Raw genomic sequence first — 17,127 nt, 5'->3', positions numbered from 1 at the left:
ACTTTAGCAACGACTAAAGCTAAGCGATGTTTAATACTATTCGCAAATGAGATATGTTGCATGGCGCAGTGAAGGATTATGCAAGGCCGTCAATCAATTTAGTCATAACAAGCCGTGGTAAGAGATGCACATTGGCAAGAAAATAATGGTATTTATTGCAGGCTTTTGTCTCCCTGCGGTGGTAATTGTCTCCTATTGTCTTGGGTGTTGGTACGACCATCGCGTCGAGCTATTGCGCCAAGACAGTGCTAACCGTGAGCTTGCTAATATCCAACAGCAGTTTCAAATTGATGTCGATCGCTTAACCTTTCTCACGAATATCTACGCTTTACCTTTGTCGCAGTTAGATGAAGAGCAACTTAAGAAACTAGAATCCTCGTGGCACGACAGTTCTATGTCGGCTAACATCAGTTGGTATATTTTACGCCAAGGCGAGCTGCACACTTTTTTCCCCAATGCACATCCTTTTGCCTCTGATAAGCTGCAGGAAATCGCCAGCGCTATCATCAATGCTAATAAACCCAGTGTGGCAGGCGCTTATTTGATTGGTGAGCAGACTTATGTCATCACCGCCGTGGCTTCTGCGCCTAATGAGTCTGTGCTGCTAGTGCGCCAGTTGACCAACAATGACTTACTAGAGTATGCGCAGGCCTTATTGGTGACTAAAGTGACTATGAGTCATTCTAACGCTGTCACGGCAAGTGTTGAGGGCGTTCATAGTGACACCATTGAAATACCCAGCCTGTTAAAAGAAAAACCTGTTTACCTGCAAGTGCAGTTCTCCGAGGGCCCGTTCCAAGAGGTTAAGTTTAAGCTCGATTGGGTATCGCTCGGATTTATTCTATTTGGCGTATTTATCGTTGGCCTTGGCTATATTTGGCTGCGCTCTGGTTTACTCAAACCCTTTAAAAACTTGATGCGGCAATTGGCGCTGGTCGATCCTATGTCCAGTGTCTATCAACCTGTCACCAGTGAGGGTAATGAGGAATTAGAAGTGCTTGCCAGCCGCGTTAATAGCTTGCTGGCCAGAATTTATCAGCAGAAAGAGCGCGCGAAAATCACCTTAGAATCTATTGCAGAGGCGGTGATTTTAACCGACGTCGATGCCAAAGTGATTTATATGAATCCGCGGGCCGAGTCGCTTCTGGATGTCGCCAGTTGTTATGCCCTAGATCAGAGCCTTGCGAGCCTGTTAAAGGCTGGCGATCAGTTGAATCAGGCGGTCTTCACTTGTATTCGTCTTGGCGAGTCATCACCACAGGTCGAGAAAATCAAGTTATTGACCGCTACACCGCGGATTATGGAACGTAGCATTAGTAATTTACGTAATCACGATAAAGTTATTGTCGGCACTGTCGTGGTATTGCGGGATATCACTCAAGAAGAGTTACTTAAGCGCCAACTCCAAAAAAGAGCCAATTTCGACAGCATTACTGGGCTGCTAAATCGTCAGGCGTTTGATGAACAGCTTCCTCAATTTGCCGCCTCAGCTAAAACCATCGCGGTTTGTTATCTCGATTTAGAGCAATTCAAGTTGATTAACGACAGCTGTGGCCATACTGCAGGCGATCGTATGCTCGCTATGGTGGCTAAGGCTATGCAGGCTTGTCTTGGGCCACAGGAGCTGTTGGCGCGCCTTGGTGGCGATGAGTTCGGTTTAGTGATTTGTAATCGCAGTGCTTTATCTGTGGCGCAATTACTCAAACAAATGATCGCACAAGTCTCGCTGCAAGTGCTGAATGACAAAAACTGTAACTATAAAGTCGGCCTCAGCATAGGTGTCGCCTTTGGTCGTGCGCCCTATATTGATGCCCAAGAATTATTGAAAGACGCGGACATTGCATGTATAGCCGCTAAAGCTAAGGGCGCCAATCAAATTCATTTTTACGATGATAAAGATAAAGAGCTCACTTACCAGAGAAATGCGCCTAAGTGGGCGGTACGTATCGCGCAGGCGATTGAAGAAAACGAGCTAATTCTGTATTACCAACCGATCCGTGGGTTAGGCAGTGGTCCGCAGCGACAACGCATGGAAATCCTGCTGCGAATTCAAGAACCCTGTGGCCGTATTTTGGCGCCTGCGCAGTTTATTGCCGCGGCTGAACGCTTTAAGCTGATGCCTGACATAGATAAAGAAGTGATCCGCAAAGCCTTTTTATGGTTATCTTTGCACCCGGTGCTTTGGCCTGATCACTGTATTTCGATCAACCTTTCGGGCAATAGTTTAGGCGCCGAAGGTATGGTGGAATATATCGCCCAGCAGCAGCATATTTTTGATATTCCAAGTCAATGTATTTGCTTTGAAATTACTGAAACCACCGCGATCCAAAATCGCAATCGTGGTATGGAAATGTTGAAGCAGTTACGTAAGCTCGGTTTCTCGTTTGCCTTGGATGATTTTGGCAGTGGTTTCGCCTCTTACGGCTATCTGCGTGAATTACCTGTCGATTATGTCAAAATCGATGGCTGTTTTATTAAGAATCTTGCCGTGAACGCCAAAGACTACGCCATCGTTAAATCGATTCAAGATGTATGTCGCGTCATGGGGATCGAGACCGTGGCCGAGTTTGTTGAAAATCAGGATATTATCGACAGATTATTGAGCATCGGCATTAACTACGCGCAAGGTTATGCAATAGGGCGCCCACAACCCTTAGCTAATTATCGTGAACAATATGAGATGAGGCTTGCACAACGCGCGTGAAGGATTGCGCTTTTAGCGTGATTATGCCAATTTAGCCAAAGGCATAATTAACATAGCAATAACAAAGGAATGACTATGGATGGACTCACTGGCAAGGTCGTGATCATCACGGGTGCCTCAGAAGGTATTGGTCGGGCACTCGCTGTGGCAATGGCGCGAATGGGCTGCCAGCTCGTGATCAGTGCGCGCAATGAAACACGTCTCTCCTCACTCGCCTTAGAAATCGCTAATTATGGTTTACCTCCCTTTGTATTCGCTGCCGATGTTTCTCGTGCTGAACAGTGCGAAGCCTTAATTGAAGCCACGGTCGCGCATTACGGACATCTCGATATTTTAATTAATAATGCCGGCATGACCATGTGGTCACGGTTCGATGAGCTTACTCAACTGTCTGTACTTGAAGACATTATGCGGGTGAATTATCTTGGGCCTGCGTATTTGACCCATGCCGCTTTACCCCATTTAAAGGCCAGTAAGGGCCAAGTGGTCGTTGTGGCCTCCGTCGCTGGATTAACAGGCGTACCCACTCGTAGCGGTTATGCTGCATCTAAACATGCCGTGATTGGCTTTTTCGATTCACTGCGGATTGAGCTCGCGGACGATAATGTGGCGGTGACGGTAATTTGCCCCGATTTTGTGGTGTCACAAATTCACAAACGCGCCCTTGATGGTGCGGGTAATCCTTTAGGCAAGTCACCGATGCAAGAAGCTAAGATACTGACGGCCGAGCAATGCGCCAATATGATGTTACCTGTGATTGCGACTCGAGGCCGACAACTTATCACTTCACTTCGCGGTCGTTTGGGGCGTTGGCTTAAGCTTATCGCGCCAGGTTTAATCGACAAAATTGCCCGCAGGGCAATCGCCTCCGGGCACTAGAATCTTTGCCACTACAAGCTATTTACCACTCTTATTGAGATGCTTAATGATTGACTGTTCAGCCTCGCTTTGCGTTGCTTTTTCTCCTTGTTTGTCGATAGTGGCAGTGGCCATATGACCTGTCATATCCTCTGCAATATGAAACCAATCTGGATGCCAGTAAAAACTCTTTCCTTCTAGCGTTCCCCAGTTATGCACACCTGATTTTTCGCCTTGATAAATAAGATCTTTTATCGAATAGCCCATATATTTACCTCATTAATTTCATGATTGTTAAAAATATAAGAAGTTAAATGGTGCACGTCATCTGAGCCTAGGTATGTGCTTTAGGTCACATTCTTATGGTAAAAATTAACCTTTATCGAGCTAGGCCTATTGGTCGACGATAGTTGTTATAGTAAGTAATCAATCGCTACAATCGCTAAGATAATAAGGATTACATTTCAATTCCGCAGAAATTCAGGCACAAAAAAACCGGCTTCTGGCCGGTTTTTTAACGCGCCTAGCAATTAGTCTTGCTGTTCACGTGCAATCGCGCGGTAGCCAATATCGGTACGGAAATACACATCATCCCAGTGGATTTCATCAACCAATTTATAGGCGGCTTTTTGCGCTTCGGTCACTGTGTTACCCAGTGCAGTGGCGCAGAGTACGCGACCGCCGTTGGTGACTACGTGGCCGTCTTTCATCTCAGTGCCCGCATGGAACACTTTGCCATTGTTATCACCAAGGCTGAGACCGTCAATCACATCAAACTTGCGATACTCATCTGGGTAACCGCCAGCGGCTAATACCACGCCCACGGCTGCGCGCTCGTCGTATTCTGCTGTCACTTTATCTAACTCGCCACGGGTGGCGGCTAAACACAGTTCCACTAAGTCTGACTTTAACCGCATCATGATTGGCTGAGTTTCTGGATCGCCGAAGCGGCAGTTGTACTCAAGCACTTTGGCGCTGCCATCGGGAGAAATCATCAAGCCAGCATATAAAAAGCCTGTGTAGACATTGCCTTCTGCCGCCATGCCATCAACCGTTGGGCGAATCACGTTTGCCACAGTCCAATCGTGTACCGCTTGAGTCACTACAGGAGCAGGCGAGTAAGCACCCATGCCGCCCGTGTTTGGACCATAGTCGCCGTTATCGCGGGCTTTATGATCTTGGCTGGTCGCCATTGGCAGAATGTTTTTGCCATCGACCATTACGATGAAGCTGGCTTCTTCGCCTTTAAGGAATTCTTCAATGACCACGCGTGAACCCGCATCGCCAAACTTGTTACCAGCGAGCATGTCATCAATCGCAGCATCGGCTTCAGCTTGGTCTTGGGCGATAATCACGCCTTTACCTGCGGCTAAACCGTCGGCTTTGATGACCACTGGATAACCTGTTGTGGCCGTTAATTCACGCACGAAGGCTTTAGCGTCGCTGATTTCAGTGCAGTTTTTGTAACCCGCAGTTGGAATATTGTGACGGGCTAAAAAGTCCTTAGTGAAGGCTTTTGAACCTTCGAGCTGAGCTGCCGCCTTAGTTGGGCCAAAAATCGGTAAACCTGCGGCGTTGAATGCATCAACTACGCCCATCACTAATGGCGCTTCTGGGCCGACTATAGTCAGTTCAATTTTGTTGGTTTTTGCAAAATCGAGCAGAGCAGGAATGTCAGTGGCGCTGATCGCCAGATTTTCAACATTAGGTTCTAGGGCTGTGCCCGCATTGCCTGGCGCAACATAGACAGTTTCAACTTGAGCCGATTGTGCAGCTTTCCACGCTAGGGCATGTTCGCGACCGCCGCCACCAATAACTAATACTTTCATGTTAAGTCATCCCTTAGAGTTTTATGTTCTGTGTAGGCACACTGTGGCACTAAACCAGAGTGCGGTAAAACAAAGAGTGGTAAAACAAAAAAGCAGCCAGTACTGATTGAGTGCTGGCTGCTTAGTGGCGATTAGTGACGGAAGTGGCGCATGCCCGTCATCACCATGGCCATGCCGTGCTCGTCTGCTGCGGCGATGATTTCTGCATCGCGCATTGAGCCACCGGGTTGGATGATGCAGCTAATGCCCGCAGCCGCTGCGGCATCGATACCGTCACGGAAGGGGAAGAAAGCATCGGATGCCATTACAGAGTTCACTACTTCTAAACCTTCGTCGGCGGCTTTGATGCCAGCGATTTTAGCGCTGTAAACGCGGCTCATTTGGCCTGCGCCGACACCGATAGTCATGCCGTCTTTGGCATAAACGATGGCGTTAGATTTAACGAATTTCGCCACTTTCCAGCAGAACATTAAGTCTTTCAGTTCGCTTGCAGTTGGTTGACGTTTAGAAACCACTTTGATGTCTTCTAAACCTACCATGCCTTGGTCGCGATCTTGTACTAACAAGCCGCCATTAACGCGTTTGTAGTCTAAGGTTTGGGTCTTAGTGTTCCACTGACCACATTCCAATAAACGCACGTTGGTCTTTTTCGCCACCACATCGCGTGCCGCTTGGCTGACGCTTGGGGCGATAATCACTTCAACGAATTGACGCTCAACGATAGCGCTCGCCGTCGCAGCATCTAACTCGCCGTTGAAGGCGATAATGCCACCGAAGGCTGATGTTGGATCAGTTTGATAAGCGCGGTTATAGGCATCGAGCAAGTCTTTACCTAAGGCCACACCACATGGGTTAGCGTGTTTAACGATAACGCAGGCGGGTTCCAAGAATTCTTTTACGCACTCAAGAGCGGCGTCGGTATCAGCAATGTTGTTGTAAGACAATGCTTTGCCTTGCAACTGAATTGCCGTCGCCACAGAGGCTTCATCAATTTTCGTGTCGACATAGAAAGCCGCCGCTTGATGGCTGTTTTCACCATAGCGTAAGTCTTGCTTCTTCACTAATTGCGTATTGAACGTGCGTGGGAACTTAGAGTCAGCAAAGCATTCGTCCGTGCTGTGTGCAGGAACCATAGTACCGAAGTAGTTGGCGATCATGCCATCGTAACCTGCGGTGTGCTCAAAGGCCGCAATCGCTAAGTCGAAACGCGTCGCATGGGTCGTGCTGCCATTGTTAGCCGTCATTTCTGCCAGTACGCGTGAGTAATCGGCGGCATTAACGACTATGGTGACGTCTTTGTGGTTTTTTGCCGCTGCGCGCACCATAGTTGGGCCGCCAATATCGATATTTTCGATAGCGTCTTCTAAGGTACAACCGGCTTTAGCCACAGTTTCAGCGAAAGGATAAAGGTTAACCGCAACCAGATCGATGGCATTGATATTGTTGTCGGCCATAACGCTTTCATCAAGACCGCGGCGCGCCAAAATGCCGCCGTGCACTTTAGGGTGCAGCGTCTTAACGCGACCGTCCATGATCTCAGGGTGTCCTGTGTAATCAGATACTTCGATAACAGGCACGCCGTTATCCGCTAACAGGCGAGCGGTGCCGCCAGTTGATAACAGCTCCACACCTTGGGCGTGAAGTGCTTTGGCGAACTCGAGAATTCCGGTTTTATCTGAAACGCTTAACAGCGCGCGACGAATGGGTCTGGCATTATTTGCAGCAGTCATTTGGGTACAGGGTCCAGTTATTTTAGTTTCAAGGATCTTTCGGAAAACAGAACAGCCTTAGCGCTGCACCGCTTTCCAAAAGTCCCTTGGTCCTATTTTTACTTTATTAGCTAACTTTTTATCCCTTCATCACGGCGCGCGTATTCTAACGTAAAACTGCATTTACGGGTGTTTTTTCTGCGTGATTTCACAATATTCATATCAGAACAAAGTGACGTGACTCGGCCGACTTTATGTAAAGTATGAATTACCCCTTGACCTTAGAGTAGGCTCCAAGGTTTATACTCGCATTATTGAGTTGTATGCTGGAAACTCCCCCTGAGTTGGGCGCGATTTCGCAAAGGATGAAGACATGTATCGTATTGGTGAACTGGCGGATTTGTGTGAGGTGAAAGCCGACACGTTGAGATTCTACGAGAAGCACGGTCTGCTCGCGCCGTCGAGCCGTACCGAGTCAGGCTATCGAGTGTATACCGAGGCCGATGCCGCGCGACTGCGTTTTATCTTACGGGCGAAGGCCGTGGGTTTTACCCTCAATGAAATCAGTGAATTGCTTTCAATCGAACTTGATAAATCTAATCGCGTCTGCGCCGATGTGAAGGGTATGGTCGATATTAAATTGGCCCAAGTGCAGGCCAAAATCGCCGAGCTGAATCATTTTCAAACCAGTTTACAAAGTCTGTCCGATGCCTGTTGTGGCGGGCCGCGCAGCGCCGAACATTGCTCGATTTTAGAGGCGTTGGAATCCAGTACTGAGCGGGTACGCGTTGAGCATCATTCTCACGATGGAAATCAGCACGAAACGCATCAGCACAAAGCACATCAAAATGAGTCGCACCAGCATACTCACAGCAAAACAATCCATGATGAGTCAGGGAATTAATTATGTTACTGAAGAATTTTATCGATCTGTTTTTAGACTCGGCGCCTTGGTTATTATTGGGCCTGATCCTGGCTGGGCTATTAAAAGTATTCGTACCAATGGTGTGGATGCAAAAGCAGCTCGGCGGTCACGGTTTTAAAACTGTGGTGAAGGCGGCGTTGCTCGGTGCACCTTTACCTTTGTGTTCTTGTGGCGTGATTCCTGCGGCGGTAGGGTTACGCCGTTCAGGAGCCTCTAAAGCGGCAACTACCTCCTTTTTAGTGTCGACGCCAGAAACAGGCGTCGATTCAATCGCCGTTTCCTACGTGTTACTCGGCCCCTTTATGGCGATCGTCAGACCGATTGCTGCGATTACCAGTGCGATTGTGGCTGGCTTACTCGTTGGCCGCGATGACGACGATGGCAAGCCTGCGGTTAAATCAGAGTCTAAGTCAGCTAGCGACGCACCCGTGGCGGCCTGCTGTGCGTCGAAATCGGCGACTCAGTCCCAAGCTATTAAAGCTGAACCGGTTAAAAGCTGTTGCTCATCAACTAAAGAGCCAACTTTAGCGCCTGTTAAAGCGGCTGCATCCTGCTGCAGCACTGAAAGTCATAGTGAGCAGAAGACTGAGCCTAAGAGTGCGATCAAAATGACGCCTGTGGCTGCAACGTCTAGCTTAATGACCACCGCGCCGAGCTTAATGACGGCTCATGGCGGCAGTGTTGCGAACGTCGGTGTGATAAAAGCTGAGAAAACAGCTTCATGCTGCGCTAGTAAAGCAGCTGAATCTGTCACCCCTGAGAAAATCCTTGTGGTAAAAAAGGGCGCCTGTTGCGGCACTTCAAACAAAGCCGAGTCTGAAACACATGATCACAGTGCCCATGCCCATGATTCTCAAACCCAAGCTGAAGCGGATAGCTGCTGCGCCTCGACCCAAGATATGGCGACTGAGTTAAAGTCGCAATCCGTATTAAGCCGTGTCGGTATTGGTCTTAAATATGCGGCAACGGATTTAGTGCGTGACACTACCTTGTGGCTGCTGGTGGGTTTATTCTTCGCAGCACTGGTACAAACCTATGTTCCCGCAGACTTTTTGGCGCAATGGGGCGACGGTATCTTAGCCATGTTAGTGATGGTGTTGGTCTCTGTGCCTATGTATATCTGCGCGACGGCATCGACACCGATTGCTGCCGGATTATTGCTGGCGGGTGTGTCACCGGGGGCCGTTTTAGTGTTTATGATGGCTGGCCCTGCGACTAATATCGCCACCTTAGGTGTGGTTGCTAAAGAGTTAGGTAAACGTGCGTTGTGGGGATACCTGGGCGGCGTGATTGGCGTGGCCTTAGTCGCGGGCATATTGGTCAATTATCTGGTGGATAGCTTTGGCTTTGTGGTGATGCCACAGATTGGTGAGCAGCACCAAATGTTACCTCAGTGGCTAGTGGCAACCTCTGGCATAGTGCTGGCGTTACTCATGGCAAAAGTAGTGTTTGAAAAAATTCCTCGAAGCTGGATCCGCCGCAACGATTGCTGTTCTTAATCGGCTCATATTCCGCTCAGTAATTATCGAGCGAATAACGAAAAATCCCAGTGTTAGGGCTAACACTGGGATTTTTATTGTCGATTTATGCTTTTGCTCGGGCTAAACCTAAGCTTAGTTGCCTTTTTTTACATCGATAAAGGGCAGGGTGCCTGTCGGCAGCATGGTCGTCGGTAGTTTGCCGTCCCACTTTTCCGCTTTGGTTAATTCAACTAAGTTTTGATTTTGTGCCAGCGCTTCGGCGCGGCTCTTAATCGCAGAGGCTTCTGCATCACCTTTGATACGAATACTTTCGGCTTCAGCCTTGGCGCGGGCCAATTGCGAGTCGGCCTGTGCTTGCGCTTGGGTGACGGCGATTTGCGCGCTGACGCGTTCTTTTTCTAGATTCTGCAGTTGAGTCTGCACTTCGACTTCGGCGCGCATTCTGTCTTCGACGGATTTTTCATAGGCGTTGGAAAAGTCGATATTCTCAATCTGCACTGAGTTGATTTCCACCGGACCTTTGATCGAGTTAGTGATCGCGCTGGTCACATCAATACCGAATTTGATCCGCTCTTGCACCACTGAAATCGCCGTGTATTTACCGAAGATGTTTTCAACCTGAGTCGGCACTTGCCTGTCGAGCAGGCGCGTGACCATGGCATCGATACTTTTGAAGTTAGCATACACTTCTTCGACGCGGTCTGGCGGTACGCTAAACGTCACCGATGCGTTAAGTGTCGCGGGTTGTTGATCGCGGCTATAGGCTTGCAGCGAGGTATAACTGGTGGTGTGCGTTTGGGTTGAAATCTTCACCACAGTGTCTATCAGTGGGATTTTAAACCCGAGCCCAGGTTCTGCAGTTCCGATAACTTTACCGTTACGCAGCAGTACGCCACGTTCACCTTGGTCAACCGTATACCAACTGCCAAATAAAGAAATAAAGAGGATTAACAGAATAACGATGGGAATAATCTTGCTGAGGCCGATTGAGCTCGGTAGATTGAGTTCATTTTTAATCATTTAGCTTCCTTTGCTGGTAACAGTATCGATAAAGCGTGAGTCAGGATTGGTGCTCGATTAGCCTTCAAAAAGGCGGCTAAGTGAGCTGTGTTTTAAAAAGCAATGTAACTGAATGGTGAAGTGGTGGCAACAATTCGATAACTAGGTATGTGGCAAGATCTGTGATGTATTCGCAGCGCCTTAGTGATGGAATTCAGTAACCAGCTCAAGGCTGTTTGTAGGTATGACATAGTAGGAATGATTGAATGAACAACACTGAAATGATCGCTGGAAATTTTTTTTATAACAGCTTAGGCAGTGAAGGAGGCTATCTCGGCTAAGGTTAACTCGCGCCATTCTCCGACGTCCACATCTAAGGTAACTGCACCAATTTGTGCCCTGTGCAGGGCAATCACTTTATTGCCCACGGCGGCGAACATCCTTTTGACTTGATGAAACTTGCCTTCAGTGAGTGTCAGTAGCACGGTTTTGTCATCCACTTGCTGCAGTGTTGCCGGTAGAGTGAGGGCGGTTTCGCCCTGTAATTGCAGCCCTGCGGCAAACGTTGCGGCTATGGCTGCAGTTGCTTCGCTCTCGAGTGGATCTCGCAGTTGGACACGATAGACTTTTTCGCACTGATATTGAGGCGAGATAATATTAAACGACCAGCGGCCATCGTCTGTGAGTAGCACTAAGCCCGTGGTATCGGCATCTAAGCGGCCAACGATGTGTAGGTCAAATGCACGCTCAATATCGAGCAGATGAAACAGCGAAGGGTAGGCGCCATCTACATTCGAACACAAGGTATCGGCGGGTTTGTGCAACATGAAATAGCGGGATGGACGTGGCACTAGCGGCTTTTCATTCAGGCAGACGGCATTATTTTCATGCACTTGCATCGCGCAGTCTGTCGCGATAGCGCCATTGATTGTGACTGAGCCGCTAAGAATGGCGACACTTACGGCATCACGATCAAGATCTGTGCTTTTACAGAGGAATTTATCGAGGCGCATAGTGAAAGATCTCAGGCTGAGCAGTGAGCACGGGTGTTCGAGTAAGCAGCATTATCGCGACTTAGGAAGGATAAGCAACTGCTCTGTATAAATGTTAAAACTAAGCGTGTTGATTTTATTATATTTTCTAGCTTAATGACCTTTGATAATCATCTTGCAGCTCTATTTGTGTTGATTTTAGCGCAGGTGTTTCTATTTGAGCCACTCGATGAACATGCGGTTCATTAAGTGGCGGCTTATTGAGTGCCTGCCTATTAAGTGCCTGTCTATTAAGTCGCTTCCAATTAAGTAGCTGTCTATTAAGTAGCAGTGCAAGGTGTTTTATGGGGCCTGTTAAGGCGAAGAAAAACTGGGCTTAGTGTTAATAAGCAATTGAGCAAAAATGTAAATACTGCTCAGAATACAGCATATGCCTAAATAAATGAGTAAGCCGAACTCCGTTTGGCCAAAGCTGCTGGCAACTAATGGCCCTATCACTGACCCCACCGAATAGCTCAGCAGCATCACTTGCGCCACTGAAACCATTTGGCTAGCAGGCAAGTTGTCACAAGCCAGACTGATTGCAATCGGGTAAAGGGCAAAAGCGCTGGCGCCAAGTAATAGAAATCCAATAATCAGCGTCATACTTGAATGCTGACTGAGTAGCAATAATGCCGCGACGCCCAGTAGGCTAAAGCTCACTATCAAGCCACTTTTGTTAAATATAGGAGATAAATAACTGACTAAAGGCTGTACTAGCATGCCACCCACTATGATGAGGGCCATAAATTGTCCTGTTTGCTGATCAAGCCCCATATCCAGTGCCACATAAATGGGCAGTAAACCATAGATAGGGCCGAGCAATAATCCAGAGACTAAGCATCCCATAATGGCAGGCTGACTTAGGTTTTTTAGCGCAGACAATGACATTGACTGTTGTTCGCTTATCTGAGGTTGACCGCGTTTTACCAATAACGCAGGTAAACTTGCCGCGGCTAATAATCCCATAACCACTAGGTAAGGTAGATTGCCCTTTGTACCTAAATAATCTATGGCTAATTGTCCTATGGCAGTACCGCCATAAAGCGCTGTCATGTAAAGCCCAAGCCGCTTAGCGCGTTGCTTTTGGGTATCGGCCATTAATAGCCATGATTCAACCACCACAAAAATCCCTGCAACCGCAAATCCCGCGACGAGTCGAGAAGCTAACCAGACGCCACTTTTGGGGATTAATATCATAGCGACAACGCTGCAAAGTAGGATATTCAAAAAAAGGATAAAGGCTTTACTGTGACCGATACGGGAAACAATGGGAGCAATACAAGGCGCTCCGAGCAGCAAACCTAAATAAAAAATACTGGCAAGTAATGGGGCAAGTGAAGTGCTGAGTTCGAAAAAAGTGAGTGACAGTGGGATTAAGCTCATCAAGTAGCCAGATGCCAAAGCAAACAAACTTAACCCTGCGACGGGGACGAAAAGACTGGGCTTTTGAGCCGACTGAGTTAAGGCAATTTTTTCCACGGGCGGTTCCGAAAACAGACAAATATTATACGCTAGGCAGGGTTGCGGTCGCGACTTTAGGCTGGATCGCTGACAGGGTAAAGTGAGTTAGATTGACTGTGGTGGTGAATAATATTTGTGTTTATTATTCATGTAGATATTGGGTTTTCTATGTTGCTTTGTTGCAATAGGTTTGTGTTGAACGCGTGGTTTCACTGCATTGCTGTTTTAGTGCCCGTTCAACGAGAGCTATTTTCGATTTAGCGCCAAACACATTCAATTTAGTACCAAATTTGGAGGCTCATACCGAATCCTGCAAATAATAAGAAGGTATGATGAACTGGCTGTTTATCACCTTGGTAGAAAGCATAGCGTGATCTATATCGCAGTTTTAAACATTAATAAAATTACAGCATGGGTAAGGTTTTGTTCGATCTTTGCTCGTTTGAAAATTAAAAACAAAGGTGTCGATCAGAATTTGGTGATTATTGTCGCGGATCGGCTATTTCTGCGCGCTGCCTCAGCAATAAATGTTGTTGCTGGGTGATAAAATTACAAAATAAACCGCTTTGCCAAGTGTGATCTATGCCCTAAATTTGCGTCAAAATAAAATGGTATTAAGGTTGTAACCATGTCATCAACAGATCCAAGTACTGTTCCACCTCACAAAGCTCCCGTCAGCGAGGGGCTCGATAAAAAGAAAATGCTGATCCTAGCGGCGGATATTGTGCTGTTATTTGCACTCTATTACGGCTTACCCTTTGAACAAGGGGTGAATACGGGTCTGGCGATTCTGGTTTTCGCTGGCATTCTTTGGTTGACCGAAGCGATCCACATCAGTATCACTGCGATTCTCGTGCCTATACTCGCGGTATTCTTTGGGGTGTTTGAAACCAAGGAAGCAATGAGTAGCTTTGCTAATCCCATCATTTATTTATTCTTCGGTGGCTTCGTTCTGGCTGCGGCCTTGCACCATCAAAAGATTGATACCTTAATCGCACAAAAGCTGTTGTTAGCCTCTAAGGGCAAACTCAGTATCGCTTGCTTTATGCTGTTTGGGGTAACTGCGCTGCTTTCTATGTGGATCAGTAATACCGCCACCACGGCGATGATGTTGCCATTGGCACTCGGGATTTTGCAGCAACTAGACCGCGAAAAATATCACAGTACTTATGTGTTTTTACTGCTCGGGATTGCCTATTCGGCCAACATAGGCGGTATCGGTACTTTAGTGGGCAGTCCACCGAATGCGATTGCTGCGGCGCAAGTTGGCTTGAGTTTTAGTGACTGGCTCAAGTTTGGTATTCCGACCGTTATCCTCATGTTGCCGTTAATGTTGATTGCCTTGTATTGGTATTTTAAGCCGGATCTTTCTGCCAAGTTCGATGTGCAACTTGAAGCGCAGAAGCTGACGTTCCAAGGTAAATTCACCCTGTTTATCTTCCTCGCGACAGTATGTTGCTGGATTTTCAGTGTGCCATTAGCCAAGGCATTAGGTGGCATCACTCAGTTCGATACCATAGTAGCGTTAGGCGCGGTTGTTTTGCTCGCGGGCTTAGGCTTAGTCGGTTGGAAGAAGATTGAATCGACCACAGATTGGGGCGTACTAATACTGTTTGGCGGCGGTTTAACGCTAAGCGCAGTGCTGAAAACCACAGGTACTAGCGTGTTTTTAGCCCACTGGATGACAGATATTTTCGGCAGTACGCACATGTCGTTGTTCGTCTTTGCAGTGATTGCCTTTGTGGTGATGCTGACCGAGTTTGCCAGTAACACCGCCAGCGCCGCACTGTTAGTGCCTGTATTTGCTGCAATTGCCGAGGCGTTAGGCGTATCGCCTGTGATGTTATCTGTGCTGATTGGTATTGCCGCATCCTGCGCCTTTATGCTGCCAGTGGCGACGCCGCCCAATGCGATCGTTTATGGTTCTGGCCATATCAAGCAATCGGAAATGGTGCGAGTAGGTATGATCATCAACTTTATCAGCATGATAGTGCTAGGCATTATCGCCCATGTTTTTTGGGATATCTGATGTCAGTAGATTGAGACCCACGTAAAACAAAATACCCAGCTAGTCTGGGTATTTTTATGGGTGCGAAAAAGTTATCTGCGGTTAACTATGGCTTTTTAACCATTGATTTAAGGCTGACTGAGGTAAAGCGCCCGCTTGCTGTGCGAGTATTTTCCCTTGCTTGAAAATCATAAGAGTGGGAATCGAGCGAATATTAAATTGCGCCGCGAGGGCTTGCTGTTCTTCTGTGTTGATTTTACCGAAGCGAAATTGCGGCTCCCACGTCTTAGCCGCCGCGGAAAATACCGGGGCAAAACTTTTACAGGGGCCACACCAGCTGGCCCAAAAATCAACGACTAGGAGAAGCTCAGATTTATTAGCATGGTTGGCAAAGTTTGCGCTAGTGAGTTCAATCGGCGCAGCCGTAAATACATTGAGCTTACATTTACCGCAAGTGGGTTGCTGGTTTACACGCTCATCGGGAACGCGGTTTAACGTATCGCAATGGGGGCAGGCAATAATCATGGCAAAGCTCCAAAATAAAACGTCTATACGGCTAATATATTGGGCTAACGGACGGTTATTTAAAGGCTGAGTGATGATTATCTCGCCCATGGTGACCTTATTATCAAAGATAAAGCAGTGAACCGAGCCGCAGAAATGTGGCAATAGCGCCGACAAGCGTGGTCGTCGGTGATAAAATCCTGCACAAAGTTGAATATCGCGCAATTTATTAAGTACGAAAAGAAAAGAGAGTGAAGAAATGACTGAGTTAGAAGTAATCGATCTGCAAGTGGGCGAAGGAAAAGAAGCGGTAAAAGGCGCGCTGATCACCACCCAATACCGTGGTTTTTTGCAGGATGGCACCCAATTCGATTCATCCTATGATCGCGGTCAGGCGTTTCAATGTGTAATTGGCACTGGCCGTGTGATTAAAGGCTGGGACCAAGGCATTATGGGGATGAAAGTCGGTGGCAAACGTAAGTTGTTAGTGCCAGCTCATTTAGCCTATGGCGAGCGCCAAGTGGGCGCGCATATTAAACCCAATTCGGATTTGACCTTCGAAATTGAGCTATTAGAAGTGCTGACCCGAGACTAATTAAGGAAAAATATTTTTCGTGGCATCGGATACGGCAGCAGAACACATCAAACAGCTTCAGGCTGAAATTGCTCAACTCAAACGCGAAAACGCCCAGTTAACGGCGTTGAATCGTCGTGCCGAAGAAAAACTGTTTGCCGCCCTCGATGGCAATGGTTTGTGTCTGTGGGAACAGCATATTCCAAGCGGGAATTTAACCATATTCAATATGCGCTGGGGCGAAATGCTCGGTTTTAGTCCTGAAGAATTAGCCGCCCACGTTGATATCTGGAAAAGTAAATTACACCCAGAAGATAAAGAATGGGTGATCAAAGCCTTTGAAGATCATGTCAGTGGCAAGTCCGATTACTATCAGGCAGTACACAGAATGCTGCATAAAGATGGCAGCGTTACTTGGGTGTCTGACCGTGGGCGCATTGTTGAGCGTTTTGCCGATGGCACGCCGCTGCGGATGATGGGCAGTCATATCGATATCACCCAAGAAAAACGCTACGAACTTGATCTGGCACTGTTAGCGCACAGCGATCCCCTCACTAACTTAATGAATCGCCAAGCCATAGCCAAAGCGTTCGATGAGTGTTTGCAACCAGAGATGCGCGGTGCATTATTTTTTATCGATCTTGATGGTTTTAAAGCCTTAAATGACCGCCACGGCCATAAGTTTGGCGACCATTTGTTGATGCATGTGGCGCATACTCTGGTGTGTCATGCTGGTGAATTGGCGAAGATCGCAAGGTTAGGGGGAGATGAATTCGTGATCTTACTGCCGTCCTCCGAGACTGAATCTTTAGCTAAGCTTGCCCAGTCCTTACTCGATGTTTATCGGCAGGGCTTTGTGCTTGAAGGTTGTGACGTGGAGATAGGCCTGAGTATCGGTATCGATATTTTTAGCTCCGGTGATAGTTTTACCGAAAGCTGCGATCGCGCGGATGCCGCAATGTACCGAGTGAAACACCAAGGAAAGCATGGGTATTGCTTCTATCAGCCGTCCAAATAAAAAACCACCTCGCGGTGGTTTTT

The 17,127-nt window shown here is 47.6% G+C and carries 14 protein-coding genes; 7 read left to right on the top strand and 7 right to left on the bottom strand.

Annotation, left to right across the window (positions count from 1 at the left end; all coding sequences use genetic code 11):
• The first annotated feature begins 124 nt into the window (after positions 1 to 124).
• Together OX890_RS20825 and OX890_RS20820 are read left to right on the top strand one after the other, a co-directional pair.
• Entirely contained in the window at positions 125 to 2,704 is a 2,580-nt protein-coding gene (locus OX890_RS20825) for a putative bifunctional diguanylate cyclase/phosphodiesterase (protein ID WP_268649867.1), read from the top strand.
• A 75-nt stretch (positions 2,705 to 2,779) separates the two neighbouring features.
• A complete protein-coding gene (locus OX890_RS20820; protein ID WP_268649866.1) occupies positions 2,780 to 3,583 on the top strand; it encodes an SDR family oxidoreductase in 804 nt (267 codons plus the stop codon).
• Between the two features lie 18 nt (positions 3,584 to 3,601).
• Here OX890_RS20820 and OX890_RS20815 read toward each other — a convergent pair whose 3' ends face one another.
• The 3 genes from OX890_RS20815 to purH form a co-directional block, all read right to left on the bottom strand.
• Positions 3,602 to 3,829, bottom strand: coding sequence for a hypothetical protein (locus OX890_RS20815; RefSeq protein WP_006079908.1), 228 nt, complete (start codon positions 3,827 to 3,829; stop codon positions 3,602 to 3,604).
• Positions 3,830 to 4,092: 263 nt separating this feature from the next.
• Positions 4,093 to 5,391, bottom strand: a complete 1,299-nt coding sequence (gene purD, locus OX890_RS20810) for a phosphoribosylamine--glycine ligase (protein WP_006084345.1) — start codon at positions 5,389 to 5,391, stop codon at positions 4,093 to 4,095.
• Between the two features lie 131 nt (positions 5,392 to 5,522).
• Complete coding sequence (purH, locus tag OX890_RS20805) at positions 5,523 to 7,121, bottom strand: bifunctional phosphoribosylaminoimidazolecarboxamide formyltransferase/IMP cyclohydrolase (RefSeq protein WP_012090362.1); 1,599 nt, start codon at positions 7,119 to 7,121, stop codon at positions 5,523 to 5,525.
• A 352-nt stretch (positions 7,122 to 7,473) separates the two neighbouring features.
• On the opposite strand from purH, the gene zntR reads away from it, so the two are divergent.
• The gene (zntR, locus tag OX890_RS20800) at positions 7,474 to 8,004 is read left to right on the top strand and encodes a Zn(2+)-responsive transcriptional regulator (protein ID WP_268649865.1); all 531 of its coding nucleotides are present in this window, start codon (positions 7,474 to 7,476) and stop codon (positions 8,002 to 8,004) included.
• A 2-nt stretch (positions 8,005 to 8,006) separates the two neighbouring features.
• Positions 8,007 to 9,524: an SO_0444 family Cu/Zn efflux transporter gene (locus tag OX890_RS20795; protein WP_268649864.1), complete on the top strand. Its 1,518-nt coding sequence runs from the start codon at positions 8,007 to 8,009 to the stop codon at positions 9,522 to 9,524.
• Positions 9,525 to 9,638: 114 nt separating this feature from the next.
• On the opposite strand, the gene OX890_RS20790 is transcribed toward OX890_RS20795, so the two are convergent.
• The 3 genes from OX890_RS20790 to OX890_RS20780 form a co-directional block, all read right to left on the bottom strand.
• Positions 9,639 to 10,526 (bottom strand): prohibitin family protein, encoded by an 888-nt coding sequence (locus OX890_RS20790; protein WP_006079914.1) that lies wholly within the window; start codon positions 10,524 to 10,526, stop codon positions 9,639 to 9,641.
• A 290-nt stretch (positions 10,527 to 10,816) separates the two neighbouring features.
• Positions 10,817 to 11,518 carry a pseudouridine synthase gene (locus OX890_RS20785; protein WP_268649862.1) on the bottom strand — a complete coding sequence of 234 codons (702 nt, stop codon included), beginning with the start codon at positions 11,516 to 11,518 and terminating at the stop codon, positions 10,817 to 10,819.
• Between the two features lie 333 nt (positions 11,519 to 11,851).
• Complete coding sequence (locus OX890_RS20780) at positions 11,852 to 13,018, bottom strand: MFS transporter (protein ID WP_268649860.1); 1,167 nt, start codon at positions 13,016 to 13,018, stop codon at positions 11,852 to 11,854.
• A 610-nt stretch (positions 13,019 to 13,628) separates the two neighbouring features.
• Between OX890_RS20780 and OX890_RS20775 the strand changes: the two genes are divergently transcribed.
• Positions 13,629 to 15,029, top strand: a complete 1,401-nt coding sequence (locus OX890_RS20775) for a DASS family sodium-coupled anion symporter (RefSeq protein ID WP_268649859.1) — start codon at positions 13,629 to 13,631, stop codon at positions 15,027 to 15,029.
• Positions 15,030 to 15,110: 81 nt separating this feature from the next.
• Here the strand turns inward: OX890_RS20775 and trxC are convergent, their stop codons facing one another.
• A complete protein-coding gene (trxC, locus tag OX890_RS20770) occupies positions 15,111 to 15,533 on the bottom strand; it encodes a thioredoxin TrxC (protein WP_268650635.1) in 423 nt (140 codons plus the stop codon).
• 238 nt (positions 15,534 to 15,771) lie between these two features.
• On the opposite strand from trxC, the gene OX890_RS20765 reads away from it, so the two are divergent.
• Together OX890_RS20765 and OX890_RS20760 are read left to right on the top strand one after the other, a co-directional pair.
• Positions 15,772 to 16,107 carry an FKBP-type peptidyl-prolyl cis-trans isomerase gene (locus tag OX890_RS20765; RefSeq protein ID WP_011845636.1) on the top strand — a complete coding sequence of 112 codons (336 nt, stop codon included), beginning with the start codon at positions 15,772 to 15,774 and terminating at the stop codon, positions 16,105 to 16,107.
• A 19-nt stretch (positions 16,108 to 16,126) separates the two neighbouring features.
• Positions 16,127 to 17,104: a sensor domain-containing diguanylate cyclase gene (locus tag OX890_RS20760; RefSeq protein WP_268649858.1), complete on the top strand. Its 978-nt coding sequence runs from the start codon at positions 16,127 to 16,129 to the stop codon at positions 17,102 to 17,104.
• Positions 17,105 to 17,127 lie beyond the last annotated feature (23 nt).

Source organism: Shewanella sp. DAU305 (assembly GCF_026802235.1).
GTDB classification, from domain to species: Bacteria; Pseudomonadota; Gammaproteobacteria; order Enterobacterales; family Shewanellaceae; genus Shewanella; species Shewanella baltica.
The sequence above is the reverse complement of the archived record's forward strand: the minus strand, read 5'-3'. Positions and strand labels throughout refer to the sequence as shown.

Excerpts from the sequence above, each read along its gene's own strand:
- OX890_RS20825 (WP_268649867.1), top strand. The coding sequence starts at position 125 with ATGCACATTGGCAAGAAAATAATGGTATTTATTGCAGGCTTTTGTCTC.
- OX890_RS20820 (WP_268649866.1), top strand. The coding sequence starts at position 2,780 with ATGGATGGACTCACTGGCAAGGTCGTGATCATCACGGGTGCCTCAGAA.
- OX890_RS20815 (WP_006079908.1), bottom strand. The coding sequence starts at position 3,829 with ATGGGCTATTCGATAAAAGATCTTATTTATCAAGGCGAAAAATCAGGT.
- purD (WP_006084345.1), bottom strand. The coding sequence starts at position 5,391 with ATGAAAGTATTAGTTATTGGTGGCGGCGGTCGCGAACATGCCCTAGCG.
- purH (WP_012090362.1), bottom strand. The coding sequence starts at position 7,121 with ATGACTGCTGCAAATAATGCCAGACCCATTCGTCGCGCGCTGTTAAGC.
- zntR (WP_268649865.1), top strand. The coding sequence starts at position 7,474 with ATGTATCGTATTGGTGAACTGGCGGATTTGTGTGAGGTGAAAGCCGAC.
- OX890_RS20795 (WP_268649864.1), top strand. The coding sequence starts at position 8,007 with ATGTTACTGAAGAATTTTATCGATCTGTTTTTAGACTCGGCGCCTTGG.
- OX890_RS20790 (WP_006079914.1), bottom strand. The coding sequence starts at position 10,526 with ATGATTAAAAATGAACTCAATCTACCGAGCTCAATCGGCCTCAGCAAG.
- OX890_RS20785 (WP_268649862.1), bottom strand. The coding sequence starts at position 11,518 with ATGCGCCTCGATAAATTCCTCTGTAAAAGCACAGATCTTGATCGTGAT.
- OX890_RS20775 (WP_268649859.1), top strand. The coding sequence starts at position 13,629 with ATGTCATCAACAGATCCAAGTACTGTTCCACCTCACAAAGCTCCCGTC.
- trxC (WP_268650635.1), bottom strand. The coding sequence starts at position 15,533 with ATGATTATTGCCTGCCCCCATTGCGATACGTTAAACCGCGTTCCCGAT.
- OX890_RS20765 (WP_011845636.1), top strand. The coding sequence starts at position 15,772 with ATGACTGAGTTAGAAGTAATCGATCTGCAAGTGGGCGAAGGAAAAGAA.